The organism is Ignavibacteria bacterium (assembly GCA_016873845.1).
Taxonomy (GTDB): Bacteria; Bacteroidota; Ignavibacteria; order Ch128b; family Ch128b; genus JAHJVF01.
In genome coordinates, this window is the sequence record VGVX01000069.1 from 1 (window position 1) to 14,887 (window position 14,887).

A 14,887-nucleotide genomic window follows, 5' to 3' on the forward strand; every position below is an offset into this window, starting at 1 on the left:
TGAAGTTGGAGCAAGCTAAACAACATAGAATCGAAGTGAGAAATGTCGCTTAAATGTATTTTTTCTCGAATAAAATCTTCACCATATTTAACTAACTTGAAATTCCATTTCACGCTGAACCAGGACATAACTGTTAACCGTTATTCTGGTAAAAATGATAGGGAGCCTGATCATGTTTATTGGAATGCTCATTGGGCTTCTAAATGGGTGGATGTTAATCCTCTCACTAAAAACTGGGAACTAACTCGCGATGTAATGGGTGACGAAAATGATGCTTTTAATCTAGAGTATAATAATCTATTGACACCTTGGAGCAACCCAGCTACTACTAATAATATCTCGTTACAGATTGTTTCACAAAATGGAAATACAATAACAGTTAAAGCATATTCACAAAGTGCATCAGGTTTAGCTCTACCTCCATCCAAACCACAAAATTTAACGGTATTCGTAAACGGAAATTACCCTTCACTTACTTGGACTGCTAATATTGAACCTGATGTTGTAACTGGAGGTAAATATAAAATTTACAGAGCGACAACTACTGGCGGAGCTCCATCTTCTTTCAGTTATATCACGTGGGTAAATTCATCACAAACTAGTTGGATCGATTCAAATATAACTGCAGGCAGCGGTTCGTAAAAAGCATTTTATAAAATCTCCGCACATGACAGTACTAACTTGGAATCGGTTCTTTCCGATTATGATTGGGCAAATTATGATCCAAATATGCAGAAGCAAGGAATAAATGAAGATGTAGTTATTACTGATTATAAGCTCCACAGAAACTTCCCAAATCCATTCAATCCTAACACAACCATTCAGTACGATATAAAAGAAAAAGGATTCGTTAAAGTAAAAGTATTTGATATACTTGGGAAAGAGATTACTGAACTTGTAAATGAAGTAAAAGAAGGAGGAACTCATTTTGTCAATTTTAATGCTATGGCCTTGCCAAGTGGAGTCTATATTTATTCGCTTCGTGTAAACGGATTTGTTCAGAATCAGAAGATGATTCTCTCGAAGTAATATTTAGAAAACCCGACTCGCTGCGGCGGGTTGGGTTTCTATCATTATAACCTATTGCCAAAATTTTTATTGAGTTTATTAACAAGAAGTATTCATTTAAATAATTTCTCAATCGCTCAAAATCTTAATTACTTCAGCAGCACTTAACTTGGCCCGAATAGACTTACCAATTGATTCGATATTGAACACGACCCAATTTCCATCACTATTCATTTGGACAATTCCTTCCATTCCTTCAAGCGGGCCGGTAACCACTTTAATTTTATCCCCTTTGTTAAAATATTCTCCAACCAGCAACGATTCGGCTTTATGTTCGAGCAGTCGTTTTATTCCATCGATCTGAAATTCTGGTACAACTGCAATCCTGCCATTGAACATTATACACTTGACCACACCTTGTGTTTGCAGAACTGCAAGTCGTTCTTTTTCGTCCGCATGTGCAAATATGTAACTCTTAAAAAGTGGTTCTTCTACTTTCTTTTTTCGGTCACTCCACTTCCGAACCACAGTAATCAGCGGAAGAAAACTTTCAATTCCTTTTTCGTTTAATGCGAGATCAACTTTTTTTTCAAATCGCGACTTAGTATAAAAGACATACCAGTTCTTAGTTATTATACTCATTGCTTTTTTAAATCAACTTTTTTTAGAGTTTTGTTAAATAATTCTTGACTAACGATTCGAGTTCACCCTCATTTCTATAACTCGAAACTGATAATAATTTATGTTCGCAGCCCTTTATCATTGCAGAGATTCTTTTAGCTTGATCGGAGTAAAGTGCCATTACAGATTTCTTAAGAGTAAATAGAGCATAAGCGATTTCAAATCCGACCCCTAAACTCGGACCAGAAACCTCAGCGATGACTGCGTCTGATTCTTCAAGCCAATTTATGTCACGTTCATAGATTTCTTTATCGTTAAGTGTAGGATTTGGAATTAAATCCGGTTCGTGGAGTGCATTAAATCCGTTTTCATTTACAATTTCGATAATTCGCCGATAACTTTTTTGAAACGTAACATCTCCGCTGATCGGACCTGCACAATATATTTTTTTCATAGTCAGCTCAACACCTTTTTGTAATGAGCCTCGTATTGCTTAACAATTTTATCTTTGTTGAAACATTTCTCAGCCCTCATTCTCGCATTCTCAGAAAATAATTTGTATTTATTTTCATTAGTAAGGAGATCAATTGCATATTTCGCCATGCGATCAATATCTCCAATTTCTGCTATGAAACCAGTTTCAGCATGAACTACAAGCTCTGGCAGTCCACCAACGCTTGATGAGATCGTTGGAAGTCCGCATGCCATTGATTCCAGGGCAGACAGGCCAAAACTTTCGGATTGACTTGGCATTATGAATAGATCACTGGCATTCAAGATATCAACTACTGCTTCTTGTTTACCGAGAAAATGAACATCCTGTTTTAAGTTTTTTTCCCGCACTATTCTTTCACACTCAGAGCGATCCGGACCATCACCGGCAAGAATAAGTTTTGAGTGGATTTTCTCTCTAACTTTTTCAAAGATGCTAATTACATCCGGGACTCGTTTTACAGGTCTAAAATTTGAAATATGAACTAAAACCTTTTCTCCATTCGGTGCAAAGTGAGACTTGAACGCACAATTCTCAATTTTCTTGTAAATAGAAGTGTCAACAAAGTTTGGTATTACGTCAATCTCTTTTTTGATTTTGTAGTTTGTTAATGTTTTATCTTTTAAGAAATTCGATACCGCAGTTACACCATCGCTTCTCTCGATGCTGTGTTTAACCAAAGGAAGAAATGAAGGTTCGAGTCCTACCAAAGTGATATCAGTTCCATGTAATGTTGTAGTGAATTTCAGTGTATTGCCGTTTTCATTTACTATCTGTTGAGCAAGCATTGCACTAATTGAATGCGGAATTGCATAATGCACATGAAGAATGTCAATTTTATCATACTTGCAGACTTCCACCATTTTACTTGTCAAAGCTAAATCATAAAGTGGGAATTCAAAAAGAGGATAGTTGCTTATTTCTACTTCATGATAAAAAATATTCTCTTTTAATTGGGTCAGCCGCATCGGGATTCCATAAGAAATAAAATGAACTTCATGCCCGCGATCTGCCAAAGCTTTTCCCAGTTCAGTTGCAACAACGCCGCTTCCGCCGTATGTTGGATAACAAGTAATTCCTATTTTCACTTCTGCTCTCTTCTTTTTTCTTCAAACCATTCTTTTAAAAGATTCATTTGAAGCAAGTCGTGATATTCATTATCAATTTTTATTTCATTTTGCATTAAACCTTCCACCCGAAAGCCAAGCATTTCGTTAATTCTTATGTTTTTGATGTTCGTATTTAAAGTCGTTACATAAATCTTATCCAAGCCCAGGGAATAAAGACCATACTCGATCCAAATTTTAGAAGCTTCATTACCAAATCCTTTCCCCCGCTGATCTGGAGCACCGATCATTTTTCTAAGCTCAGCTTTTTTTTGTGTCTCATCAATATTGAGATAAGCGATTAATCCTACAGGTGTTTTATCAATCAAGGTGATAATGCCGAACGAATTGAACTCTACTTCAAAAAGTTCTTCGATTGAATCAGTTCTTCCAGAAATTCGGGAAAGTAAAAAACTCCGTCCTTGTTCATCTTCAAGCCATTGTTTGACAATAGGAATATCTTTTTTCAACATTTCACGAATTATTAATCTCTCGGTTTTCAGAGGAAGTTTCAGCTTCGCAGAATTATCATAAGCGATGTTTTTATTTTCTTGCTTTTTCCCAGCTGGTGAGGATTTCATTGCTTCATCAAGCAGAACATTTGTGAACTTCAAATAATCGTTCAATGAAAATCCGTACTTCTTTGCCTGTTTAAGAAAGGAGGATGCAATCGCTTTAATTGTTTCGTCTGTTATCTTAGGCATTAATTATATTAAAATAGATTAAAATCATTTCTATATTCAAAATAGAAATAAGACTCTGAAAGTTCAATTATTACGAATTTGAAAAAGTGATTATCTTTCTAATTATTTAAGCTACCGTGTATTAAATTACTTGAACTTATTATGACATTGTTTTTGATATTTTTTTTAATTAGGCTTTATTAAAAATAAGGAGTAAGAATCATGTCTAATTTTATTCCAGATTGTAATTGGACTTTCAATCATGGTCCGCAAAAAGATTACGACTTCCGTTCCGATTGGGGAACCTTGACTATCCAAAGAGATAATTTAAGATATGTTAGAGTTACGCTTAACTTTTGTAATTACTTAGATGGATGGACCTCAATATCAAAAACTTACACCCCAGAAACATCTCCCACTTCTGAACCTTTCACAATTAGTCCCAGTATCTATCATGGCTGGTGTAAAAAACCTCCTGATTGTGATTATGAAAATTATTTAAATGTTAGATATAGATTTAATACATCATTTTTTATTCAATATGGTAGTAATGAACTCATTGATGAAGAGTACACTTATAATTCCGATGAAGTATCAACCAATCTTAGGATTTGTAAGCATGATCCATTTTTTAGAGAAGACATAAATCCAGGTTGTATCGACTATTTACCCGAATGTGAACCTTAATCTTAAAAAAATGCGCAGTTATTTTAATATGAAAATAATTATACAATGATTTTTCTTTGTATTGCAGCTTACTTAAATACTTTACAAGCACAGCCTTATAATAAATGGAAAATTTTTAATAGAGACAATTCACCTCTCCCTTCAAATAAGATTAGTGCAATTGCAGAAGATAAAAATGGTACTTATTGGATCGGATGTGCATCTGAGTTTTTAAGAGATACAACTTATCAAGGTGGAATTATTAAATTCGATGGAAGTAGTTGGCTGATTTTCGATAGCTCAAATTCTCCATTAAAACGAAAAGGCATTTCCGATATTGCAGTTGATAAAAATAATAAAATAGTTATTTCAACTTATGATGCTGTCTTCTTATTCGACGGTCTGCAGTGGAAGAAATATTCATCCGATAATTCACCTCTGCCTTCAAATCCTTCACAGGGAGTAATAACAATTACCATTGATCATCAAAACAACTATTGGTTTGGGATTTATAATTATGGTATTATTAGATTAGCAGATACATCTTGGACTTTCTATAATGATTTTAGTGCATTCGACGGCATAGGTGATTTTGATTTTATTAAATTTGATTCTCTTCATAATTTATGGGTAGGGACGAGTCTTTTTGGATTATGGTGCTATAACGGAATGTCCTGGAAAAAAATTATGCCGGGTTATATACCAGGAATAATATCAAACGGATATACTTCACTAATGGTGGACCGAAATCTTCAAGTCTGGCTGACTTATAACAATTTCAATAGGTGGGGTGTGATAGCAACTCTCGTTGACACAACCTGGCAGGAGTATGATAGTCTGAATTTTGGTTTTAGACCGCTTTTGTCTTTTGATACCGCTGTTGCCGATTCTTTAAATAGAAAATTTTTCGGCTCCGATATTGGCTTAATTATGTACAATGATACAACCTGGACTATCTTCAACTCATCAAACTCTCCAATACCAGCAGGGAGTTTTACAAGAGGAATTAATGATTCAAAAAATAATAAGATCTACGGTATTTCTAATTTTTCTCCATCATTTCGAGCTGATCATGGACTAATTTTTTATAATGAAAATGGTGTAGTGCTGAGTTCAATAGAAGAACCTAATTCAAACCCGCCAAGTGAATTCAAGCTGTTCCAAAATTATCCAAACCCTTTCAACTCACGAACAATAATCAGTTATCAGTTAGCGACGGCCAGTCCGGTAACTTTAAAAGTTTTTGATTTACTCGGAAGAGAAATAGCAATACTTGTCAATGAACCAAAATCCGCCGGTCGATATGAAATTGAATTCGGTGCGGATAAATATGGCTTATCCTCTGGTACATATTTTTACCAAATCACATCCGGTTTATTTTCTTCAACGAAGAAATTCATTCTACTAAAATAAATTCGTTTTGCTGAAATTATCAAATAGCGAGATGGGCTGGATTATCTACGAGGTAGTCTCCATATTCACAATCTAATTCTATCTGATTTTTTAAGTTACTTTTTCATCAACAGGTAGTCGAAATAAAGATATGCCTGTTTCTCAAGCACACTATTTTGTTTTAACCTCTCATTCAAATTTGTGAAATCAACAAAGTCCAAAGGTTGATCTTGGTTGAAACAAGAAAACACGATTGTTTCTTTTCCGGTTTCTGGATCAACGTGTTTCTGAAGACATTGAGCGCAAATTTCTTTCATCATGCATTGCATCATAGAATTGATGCTGCCTATAGCAAGATGGTTCGGATCCAAATATGGAGCGAGTTCATTGTAACGTGCAACCTTTACTGCCGCCATCATTCTATCACTGCCAATAGCAATTATTCTATCTATCTTATCCAGCTTCATTATTTCACTGCCGATCTCACCCTTCGCATACGCAGTGATTGCCTGAACAATATTCCCGACAAAATTCAAATCCCGCTTCCGTCTCGGTTTTATTGCGGGTTCTACATCAGTTGCCCAAACGACTTGATCGACAGATTGTTCAATCTCTTCCATTTTGTAGACATCTTCAGGTTTTTTGTAACCTGCGAAGTAGATGATCTTATTGTTTTTTTCTTTCATTGCTTTAGCAATTGAAAACAGAACGGCATTTCCCAATCCGCCTCCGATCAATAAAACATTTTCATTTTCCGGAATATGAGTCGGTGAGCCGGTTGGTCCCATCACAATAACTTTTTCACCAGATTTTAATGTGCTCAGAAGCTTTGAGCTCACTCCAAGCTCAAGTGCGATCATACTGAGCAATCCTTTTTCGACATCAACCCATGCGCCAGTTAATGCAATTCCTTCCATCATTAGTGTAGTGCCTTCGATTACACGACTTGCGGTTTCGTAATTTTGCATACGGTAGAATTGTCCAGGTTGAAACTTCTTTGCTTGCATTGGAGCTTTAACAATTATTTCGGTGATGTTCGGAGTCAATCGTACAACTTCTTTAACCTCTGCAATCAGATCATCATCTAATTTTTTTATCAAATTTCTAAATTCAGATTCGTACTTCTTTAAATTCTTCTCACAACTTTTAATATCCTCAGCAAACAATTCTGAAACTTGCTTGTACCCAGCTCGTACAGATGCCATCGCTTTCACAACATTGCCTGCAAATTCCGGGTGATTGTCTCCATAAAAAGTGATGTACTTCCCATCTTTGTAATAAGAAGTAAAGAATCCACACTCTCCTTCTTCAACCTGTTGAAGATTTGATTGTGTAACAGAACTTTTTTCAAATTTGAACGATTGAAAAAAGTATTTCCACTTATCGAGTTCGAATGTTCCAGGAAATTCTTTTTCATAAACAATGTTTGGACTTGTACCGGCGGCAATGAACATTGAGCGGCTTTCGAGTTCAATTTCTTCTCCAACGTCCTTCCATTTACCTTCGACAATTTCTTGCTTAAAGAATTTTACTTTTTCGAGTGAGCCGTATTTATCGAGAACAGCTTCAGTAGGATTAAGCTTTTCGATAAATTCAATTCCTTCTTCGAATGCTTTTATAATTTCCTCATGATTTAATCTATATGCTGGAGAATCGACCATACTCTTTCGATAAGCAATTCTCACTCCGCCCCATTTTCTAACCAATGGAATAAAGTTGGGAGCTCCGTTTCGTTTCTTAGCTCTTTCTCTTTCGTTTTTAATTTCTTTGCCATGCTCGATAAATGTTTTCGCGATTTCTTTTTCTTCTTCATCGAGGGCAGTCCAAAATTTGTCTTCACCAAATTCATTAACAATCTTTTCGTAGCGTTCCAAATATCTTTCGACCTGTAAAGGATAATATGCGATAAGTTCGGTTGCGGTATCGATTGCAGTAAGCCCTCCACCGATTACAATTGATGGAAGCCGAAGTTGTAAATTTGCCAACGATGACCTTTTAGCGGCTCCAGTAAGTTGAAGAGCCATCAAAAAATCGCTTGCTTTTCTAATTCCACGGCTGATGTTGTTTTTAATTTTGATCATTGTCGGTTTACCGGCTCCGGTTGCAATCGCGATATGATCGAATCCATAATTCCATGTATCATCAATTGTAATTGTTCCTCCGAATCGAATCCCGCCATACATTTTTATATTTTGCCGGCGCAAGAGTGATAGGTAAATCACAGATAAAAAGTTTTTATCCCATCGCACAGTAATTCCATATTCAGAAACACCGCCGAAGCCAGTGAGAATTCTTTCGTCAAGTTTTTTATAAATATCCTTAAAATATTTCAACGGCTGAGGCGGAGTGTTCTCATCTCCAATCAAATCTTTTGGCATTGGCTCAAGCTTCAATCCATCTATGGCAACAACTCCAAATCCATGGTTGGAAAGATAATGAGCCAGTGTATAACCCGCAGGTCCTAAGCCGACAACCAATACTTTTTTTCCATTAAAAGGAAGTTCATTCGGACGAATACGGTTGAGAGGATTCCATCTTGATAATAAATGATAGATTTCAAAACCATAAGGTAAATCTAGTACATCAGTAAGAATTCTTGTTTCTATTTGAGGGATATTAACCGGCTCTTGTTTCTGATAAATGCACGACTTCATACAATCGTTGCAGATTCTGTGTCCAGTGCCTGGAACCATCGGATTATCAATCATAATAAGTGAAAGTGCGGCAAGTGATAATCCTTCAGACTTTAATGTATGAGCTTCGGAAATTTTTTCTTCGAGAGGGCAGCCTGAAAGCTTTATTCCAAGCGGATTTGCCTTTACCGAATTGTCTTTTTCTAGATATCCTTTTGAGCAAAAATCTTTATCTCGTTTATGACAAAGAACACAATAATCAACTTCAGATTGAACTTCGCGTTTACTGAATCGCTCATCTGTAAGCTCGAATCCATCGCGATGACGATAATGATTTTCATCACCAATCATTACTTCCTGCCAGTCGGCATTTGGCCTTTTCACATCAACTAAATTGAGATAATCTAGATTTTGAGGGAATTTGAAACTTACCCAATGTTTTGTTTTTACTTTGTTAGCTGGATCGATATACAACCAATAAATCCACTTTTCGAGTATCGCTGTCATTGATTTAATGAATTCGTACTGCTCTGTCTCAGAATCGCTCTTCACGGAGTGAACTTCTGAAGTATTAATTTCATTTTTGAGATTGTTGTAAAGATTTATGAGAAATGTCTTATCGCTAAGTGAAATTTCCTTCGGTTCGTTGACCGGCTCGATTTTATCTTTAAAAGATTTTTCGACATCGAGAATTTTGTTTACCATCACTGCGGTTGATAATTCCTCATCTTGCCATTGCAGCTCACCGAACATTTTAGACTTTATAGTTTCGATTTGAGGTTTAAGTTTTTGAATCTTGAAGTTCTCATAATCGGCTTGATTATATTTTTTCAGCACTCTTCTTTGGACAAATTCCTTTTTGAATCTAAAGATTGGATTCTCTGCCAATGTGTTCTCTTCAAGTTCAGCAAGTTCTTTCTCAACTTGAAATAATTTACCGATGTACTGACTTAAATATCGGCTTGAGGCAATTAGAAGTTCACTCTCTTCAAGACCTGATAAAACCTTCCCATTACGAAACTCTATAAAACTACTAAAAAGTTTTGGATCATGTTGTTGAAAATAATTCTGAAAGTCTTGGTTAAGTTTTTTCAATCCTTCAAAGGTGAAAAGGTCTGAAAATTTTAAATCCTTGATTCCAAGTTCTAAATTTTCACCTTGAACGGTTGAACTATCTCCATGCTGATTTGAATACATTATTATCCTTAAATGGTTCTGTTTTTAATAAGTTTAAGAATGATTTAATAGATTTGCTTCTTTAACAATTTTACTTATAAAATAATTCAATCGATTTTAGGAAGATAAATATTTTAAGAAATTTGGTTGGAAAAACTTTTGAATGTTTAAATATTAGTAGTTATAGCGTCTTAGGCAGAATCAATCCGCATTGGATTAGATAAGATAATGTCACAGACGAATGCATGATAGCATTCAAAACTCTCGAGACTAATTTAATTAGCTGCTTCCGTTGGTATTTCGAATTTCTTCTTGATGTATTCGTCAATTGCGTTTGCAGCGCTTCTTCCTGCACCCATGGCAAGAATAACCGTTGCACCTCCTGTTACAATATCTCCTCCTGCAAACACACCTTCCTTGGAAGTTGCACCTTTCTCATCAGCAATAATGTTTCCCCATTTATTCACTTGCAGATCTGGAGTAGTTTGTGAAATCAGAGGATTCGAACCATTACCGACGGCAATGACCACTAAATCGATATCGAGTAAATATTCTGAGCCTTTGATTGGAACAGGCCGTCGTCTGCCGCTCGAATCAGGTTCACCCAATTCCATTTTTTGGATTTTTGCCTGTTTGAGCCAGCCGAATTCATCGCCGATGAATTCAATTGGATTTTCCAGCAATCGAAATTCTATTCCTTCTTCTTTTGCATGATGAATTTCTTCAATACGCGCCGGCATCTCCTTTTCTGAACGACGATAAATAATGTATGCATTTATAGCTCCCAATCTTTTCGCAGTACGCACGGCATCCATGGCTGTGTTTCCACCTCCAATGACTGCAACATTTTTTCCTTTAACATCGATCATTGGTGAATCGTAATCAGGAAATCTGTATGCTTTCATCAAATTGATTCTTGTTAAGAATTCATTTGCAGAGTAAACTCCAATTAAATTCTCTCCAGGAATATTCATGAAGTATGGAAGTCCTGCACCCGTTGCGGCAAAAACGGCATCGTAGCCATCTTCAAATAATTCATCGATTGTGTCTGTTCTGCCGATAACTGCATTTGTTATAAATTCAACTCCAAGTTTTGCAAGATTATCTATTTCGTATTTAACAATTTCTTTTGGCAATCTGAACTCTGGAATTCCATAGATTAGAACTCCGCCAAGCTCGTGTAATGCTTCAAAGACTGTTACCTCATAACCCATTTGGATTAAATCCCCAGCACATGAGAGTCCTGCAGGCCCGCTCCCAATGATAGCAACCTTTCTTCCATTTCTTGGTTTCAGTTCAGGTTTTACGAATCCGACATTTACTCTTTCATAATCGGCAACGAATCTTTCTAAGCGGCCGATTGCGACTGGATCTCCTTTTTTTCCTGTAACGCACACAACCTCGCACTGTTCTTCCTGAGGGCAAACTCTGCCGCAAATCGCCGGAAGTAAATTATCTTCTTTTATTTTTCTTGCCGCACCGAGAAAATCTCCAACAGCAACAAGACTTATGAAATCTCTTATTTGCACTCGAACCGGACAACCTTCAATACAGTTTTGTGTTTTACATTCAAGACAGCGGAGAGCTTCTTGTTGAGCAAGCTCCGGAGTGAAGCCAAGGTTCACTTCGCTGAAATTCATATTTCTTATTAATGGTTCCTGTTCCGGCATCTTTTGACGCGGGATCTTCATCTTTTCTTTATTTGATAATTTTTCCATTTATAAACCTTTATCTTTCAATATCTGGGTCCATGTTCAATCTTACACTCTTCTATGGAACCCGATTTAAATGCTTCCTCATGATTCGCTATGAATTTTTCAAGAGAGGATTTTTCTTGTGTTAAATAAGCTCTGTTTCTCAAAGTTAAATTTTCGAAGTCAACTTTATGAGCATCGAATTCGGGACCATCAACACAAACGAAAACTGTTTTATCATCGACTGTCGCTCTGCAGCCGCCGCACATTCCCGTTCCATCTACCATAATCGGATTTAAACTGACAACGGTTTTTATCCCATGCGGTTTTGTAACTTCAGAAACTCGTTTCATCATTGGAATAGGCCCGATCGCCAAAACGAAATCTATTTTTCTTCCCTCATTAATTAATTGCGTAAGTTTATCAGTTACAAAACCGTGCATTCCGTACGAACCATCATCGGTAGTTACGAATACTTCGTTGCTTGTTTCGTCCATCTCTTTTTCGAGGATGACTAATTCTTTATTTCTTGCACCAATAATTGAAATAACATGATTACCTGCTTTTTTCAATGCAACCGCGGTAGGATATGCGATTGCAGTTCCAACTCCTCCACCAATAACGACCACATTTCCGTAATTTTCAATTTCTGAAGGTTTACCGAGCGGACCAACAATATCAGAAATAAATTCACCAGTATTTTTTTCATTTAGCTGTTTAGTTGTTTTTCCGATGCCCTGCACAATAATCGTAACTGTTCCTTTGACTGCATCGGAATCGGCGATAGTTAGTGGAATTCTTTCACCATGTTCATCGACACGAATAATTACAAACTGCCCGGCTTTTCTTTTCTTGGCAATTTTTGGTGAGTGAATTTGAAAAAGTTTAATATCAGGTGCTAAAAACTCTGCATGAATAATTTTAAACATATTATAGACTCATTTTCTTTTAGTTCGATAAAGAAATTAAATGACTATTGAAGGTGGTAACAACAACAATATTTTCTGCAATTATTTCTACTGTTCAATTTTCTGTTACAAATTTAAGAAAAATTGAATAAAGATTTTGTGGAATTTTAAGTACCTGAATCGATTATATGAAAAAGGAAACTTCAGCCAGTCGTTAAAATTTTAATTGAGGCACAACAATACGAAGCAATGTAATAGAAACCTTAGGTAATTATTTAATTAACCGGAACGAACTTGGTTATTTTTTCTATTAAGTTTACTCGATTGAAAGGTTTAGAAACATAATCGTCCGCTCCATCTGCAAGGAATCTTTCTCGATCACCGTGCATAGCATGCGCAGTAAGTGCAATTATTGGTATATGTTTGTAAGCGTCATCAGACTTTAATCTTTTGACGAGGTCAAGTCCATCAAATTTGTCCTGAAGGGCGATATCCACAATTATAAGCTTAAAGTTTTCGGATTTAATCTTCTCCTCAGCTTCGGCAGCAGTATATGCTTTAATCACATTGTAATTTTTTTTCAAGATGATCACAACAAGGTTAGCTGAATCCTCTTGATCTTCAACATAAAGGATTTTTGGACGTGTATCAGTATTTTCTTGCATTTTCCATCTCCAGCTTAATTATCTAATGGTATTTTTATTGTTACAGTTGTACCGATTCCTTTTTGACTTTCGACTGAAATTTTTCCGTTCATGTAGTCAATATAACTTTTTGTTAATGCTAAACCAAGTCCAGTCCCTTCGAAAGGTCTGCTTATGCCAATTACTTCCTGGCTGAAAGGCTGATAAAGGTGCCTTTGATATTTTTCCGACATACCGATTCCTTCATCTTTAACTGAACAAACGGCAAATTTATTATCTTTAGTAAGCTTGATCTCTATTTTCCCTTTTTCACTGTATTTTATTGCGTTGCCAATAATATTAATTAATGCTCCATTTAAACAATAATAGTCGGCAATCACTAAAACATCAGAAGTTGGTAGTAATAATTCCATTTCAAGATTCTTTTTCTCGGCTAAAATATTTAATTGCTGACAGACTGATTTAATTACAGCGTTCATCGAAATCGAAATAAGTTCAATAATAAATTCATTAGCTTCAATTCGTGAGATGTCTAAAATTTGTGTAATTGTATTTAACAATCTTAAACTACCCTTTTCAACTGCTTCGAAGTACTGTTCATGTTCTGGATTACCACTCTCTTCAAAAAGTTCTCTTATTATTCCATTAAATCCAATAATCGCATTCAGTGGAGTACGAATTTCATGTGACATAGCTGAGAGGAAGCCACTCTTTAGCCTATTTGCTTCCTCTGCTTTTTCTTTTGCGGCGATTAATTCTTCAAATATTTTTTTTCTTTCAGTAATATCTTTAACTACGGTTATATAATAGATTACAGAATCGTTACGTTTAATAAAAGTTGTGTGTAAATCACACCAGATTTTTGTGCCATCTTTTTTTACAAGTCGAACCTCGGCTTTAATACTATGTTTGGCATTAGTAATTGCATCATTAATTTTTTTACCATAATCAAGAAATTCTTCTTCTGATGGATAAAGAATGTTTGTTTGTTTTCCAATTATTTCTTCCGGTATATAACCAAATATTTCAGTAACTGCTTTATTAACTTGTACAATTTTTCTTTCTGGCATCGATATTGTAAATATTGCATCGCCAACTGCGTCAAATAAAGTACTTAAAAATCTTTCACTTTCCTGAATTTTTTGCTCTGCTGATCTGCGCTCGGTAATATCCTCTTTTAACGCCATAAAATGCAATATTTCACCCCTCTCGTTTTTAATAGGAAAAATTAATTCTGATTCCCAGTACAATTCACCGTTTTTCTTTTTGTTGCACAACTCACCCTTCCACTCCTTGCCCGAAGAAATGGTGTCCCACAATTCTTTGTAAAGCGCTACGGTATGTACTCCCGATTTAAGAATTCTTGGGTTCTGCCCAACTGCTTCCTCTAATGTGTAACCCGTAATTTCGATAAACTTGGGGTTCACATATTCGATATACCCGTCAGGATTGGTGATTACCACAGATGCTGGGCTTTGCTCCACTGCTTGCGAAAGTTTGCGGAGTTGGTTCTCTGCCCGCTTGCGCTCGGTGATGTCGAGCGAGACATTTGCCAGGAACAGTGGCGCCCCGGTCTTCTCATTCCTGATTGCAAAGCACATTGCATGCACATCGGTCAGCACCCCTGTCTCTATATTACGGTATTGCAGGTTGCCCTCCCAATGGCCTTTCTCCATGAGGTCCGGCAGAAGCTCGTTTTGCACCAGACCCTTAAGATGATCTGGAATGACCTCCATGATGTTGTGCCGTTCCACGTCCTGCGTGCTGATGCCCAACATCCTGGAACCGGCTTCGTTGAGAAAGGTCATCGTACCGTCCAGCGAGGATATATTGATCAGCTCGGAAGAGTTTTGCGCCACCAAC

At 36.3% G+C, this 14,887-nt stretch carries 13 protein-coding genes; 4 read left to right on the top strand and 9 right to left on the bottom strand.

Annotated features, from left to right (window positions below; genetic code table 11):
- The first annotated feature begins 42 nt into the window (after window positions 1-42).
- Both FJ213_10905 and FJ213_10910 read left to right on the top strand, forming a co-directional pair.
- Complete coding sequence (locus tag FJ213_10905) at window positions 43-642, top strand: hypothetical protein (protein MBM4176663.1); 600 nt, start codon at window positions 43-45, stop codon at window positions 640-642.
- 39 nt (window positions 643-681) lie between these two features.
- Window positions 682-1,029, top strand: coding sequence for a T9SS type A sorting domain-containing protein (locus FJ213_10910; GenBank protein MBM4176664.1), 348 nt, complete (start codon window positions 682-684; stop codon window positions 1,027-1,029).
- 108 nt (window positions 1,030-1,137) lie between these two features.
- Here FJ213_10910 and FJ213_10915 read toward each other — a convergent pair whose 3' ends face one another.
- The 4 genes from FJ213_10915 to FJ213_10930 are packed head-to-tail and all read right to left on the bottom strand — an operon-like array spanning window position 1,138 to window position 3,932.
- Complete coding sequence (locus tag FJ213_10915; GenBank protein ID MBM4176665.1) at window positions 1,138-1,650, bottom strand: UpxY family transcription antiterminator; 513 nt, start codon at window positions 1,648-1,650, stop codon at window positions 1,138-1,140.
- A 22-nt stretch (window positions 1,651-1,672) separates the two neighbouring features.
- Window positions 1,673-2,083: a nucleoside 2-deoxyribosyltransferase gene (locus FJ213_10920; GenBank protein MBM4176666.1), complete on the bottom strand. Its 411-nt coding sequence runs from the start codon at window positions 2,081-2,083 to the stop codon at window positions 1,673-1,675.
- Between the two features lie 2 nt (window positions 2,084-2,085).
- A complete protein-coding gene (gene bshA / locus FJ213_10925) occupies window positions 2,086-3,210 on the bottom strand; it encodes an N-acetyl-alpha-D-glucosaminyl L-malate synthase BshA (GenBank protein MBM4176667.1) in 1,125 nt (374 codons plus the stop codon).
- Window positions 3,207-3,932 (bottom strand): GNAT family N-acetyltransferase, encoded by a 726-nt coding sequence (locus FJ213_10930; protein MBM4176668.1) that lies wholly within the window; start codon window positions 3,930-3,932, stop codon window positions 3,207-3,209. The genes bshA and FJ213_10930 overlap by 4 nt, the downstream gene beginning before the upstream one ends.
- Window positions 3,933-4,133: 201 nt before the next feature.
- On the opposite strand from FJ213_10930, the gene FJ213_10935 reads away from it, so the two are divergent.
- Together FJ213_10935 and FJ213_10940 are read left to right on the top strand one after the other, a co-directional pair.
- Window positions 4,134-4,598 carry a hypothetical protein gene (locus FJ213_10935; protein ID MBM4176669.1) on the top strand — a complete coding sequence of 155 codons (465 nt, stop codon included), beginning with the start codon at window positions 4,134-4,136 and terminating at the stop codon, window positions 4,596-4,598.
- Between the two features lie 45 nt (window positions 4,599-4,643).
- Window positions 4,644-5,990, top strand: coding sequence for a T9SS type A sorting domain-containing protein (locus FJ213_10940; GenBank protein ID MBM4176670.1), 1,347 nt, complete (start codon window positions 4,644-4,646; stop codon window positions 5,988-5,990).
- Window positions 5,991-6,085: 95 nt separating this feature from the next.
- On the opposite strand, the gene FJ213_10945 is transcribed toward FJ213_10940, so the two are convergent.
- From FJ213_10945 to FJ213_10965, 5 genes are all read right to left on the bottom strand, one after another.
- Entirely contained in the window at window positions 6,086-9,799 is a 3,714-nt protein-coding gene (locus tag FJ213_10945) for a pyridine nucleotide-disulfide oxidoreductase (GenBank protein ID MBM4176671.1), read from the bottom strand.
- Window positions 9,800-10,053: 254 nt separating this feature from the next.
- On the bottom strand, window positions 10,054-11,469 hold the full coding sequence (gene gltA, locus FJ213_10950; protein ID MBM4176672.1) for an NADPH-dependent glutamate synthase: 1,416 nt from the start codon (window positions 11,467-11,469) through the stop codon (window positions 10,054-10,056).
- Between the two features lie 44 nt (window positions 11,470-11,513).
- A complete protein-coding gene (locus FJ213_10955) occupies window positions 11,514-12,401 on the bottom strand; it encodes a sulfide/dihydroorotate dehydrogenase-like FAD/NAD-binding protein (protein ID MBM4176673.1) in 888 nt (295 codons plus the stop codon).
- A gap of 254 nt (window positions 12,402-12,655) precedes the next feature.
- The gene (locus FJ213_10960) at window positions 12,656-13,045 is read right to left on the bottom strand and encodes a response regulator (protein MBM4176674.1); all 390 of its coding nucleotides are present in this window, start codon (window positions 13,043-13,045) and stop codon (window positions 12,656-12,658) included.
- A gap of 14 nt (window positions 13,046-13,059) precedes the next feature.
- Window positions 13,060-14,887, bottom strand: a 1,828-nt coding sequence (locus tag FJ213_10965; GenBank protein ID MBM4176675.1) for a PAS domain-containing sensor histidine kinase, incomplete at its 5' end; no start/stop codon positions are given.

Coding starts and splice junctions, on each gene's coding strand:
- FJ213_10905 (MBM4176663.1), top strand. CDS start 43: ATGTCGCTTAAATGTATTTTTTCTCGAATAAAATCTTCACCATATTTA.
- FJ213_10915 (MBM4176665.1), bottom strand. CDS start 1,650: ATGAGTATAATAACTAAGAACTGGTATGTCTTTTATACTAAGTCGCGA.
- FJ213_10920 (MBM4176666.1), bottom strand. CDS start 2,083: ATGAAAAAAATATATTGTGCAGGTCCGATCAGCGGAGATGTTACGTTT.
- FJ213_10930 (MBM4176668.1), bottom strand. CDS start 3,932: ATGCCTAAGATAACAGACGAAACAATTAAAGCGATTGCATCCTCCTTT.
- FJ213_10935 (MBM4176669.1), top strand. CDS start 4,134: ATGTCTAATTTTATTCCAGATTGTAATTGGACTTTCAATCATGGTCCG.
- FJ213_10940 (MBM4176670.1), top strand. CDS start 4,644: ATGATTTTTCTTTGTATTGCAGCTTACTTAAATACTTTACAAGCACAG.
- FJ213_10945 (MBM4176671.1), bottom strand. CDS start 9,799: ATGTATTCAAATCAGCATGGAGATAGTTCAACCGTTCAAGGTGAAAAT.
- gltA (MBM4176672.1), bottom strand. CDS start 11,469: ATGAAGATCCCGCGTCAAAAGATGCCGGAACAGGAACCATTAATAAGA.
- FJ213_10955 (MBM4176673.1), bottom strand. CDS start 12,401: ATGTTTAAAATTATTCATGCAGAGTTTTTAGCACCTGATATTAAACTT.
- FJ213_10960 (MBM4176674.1), bottom strand. CDS start 13,045: ATGCAAGAAAATACTGATACACGTCCAAAAATCCTTTATGTTGAAGAT.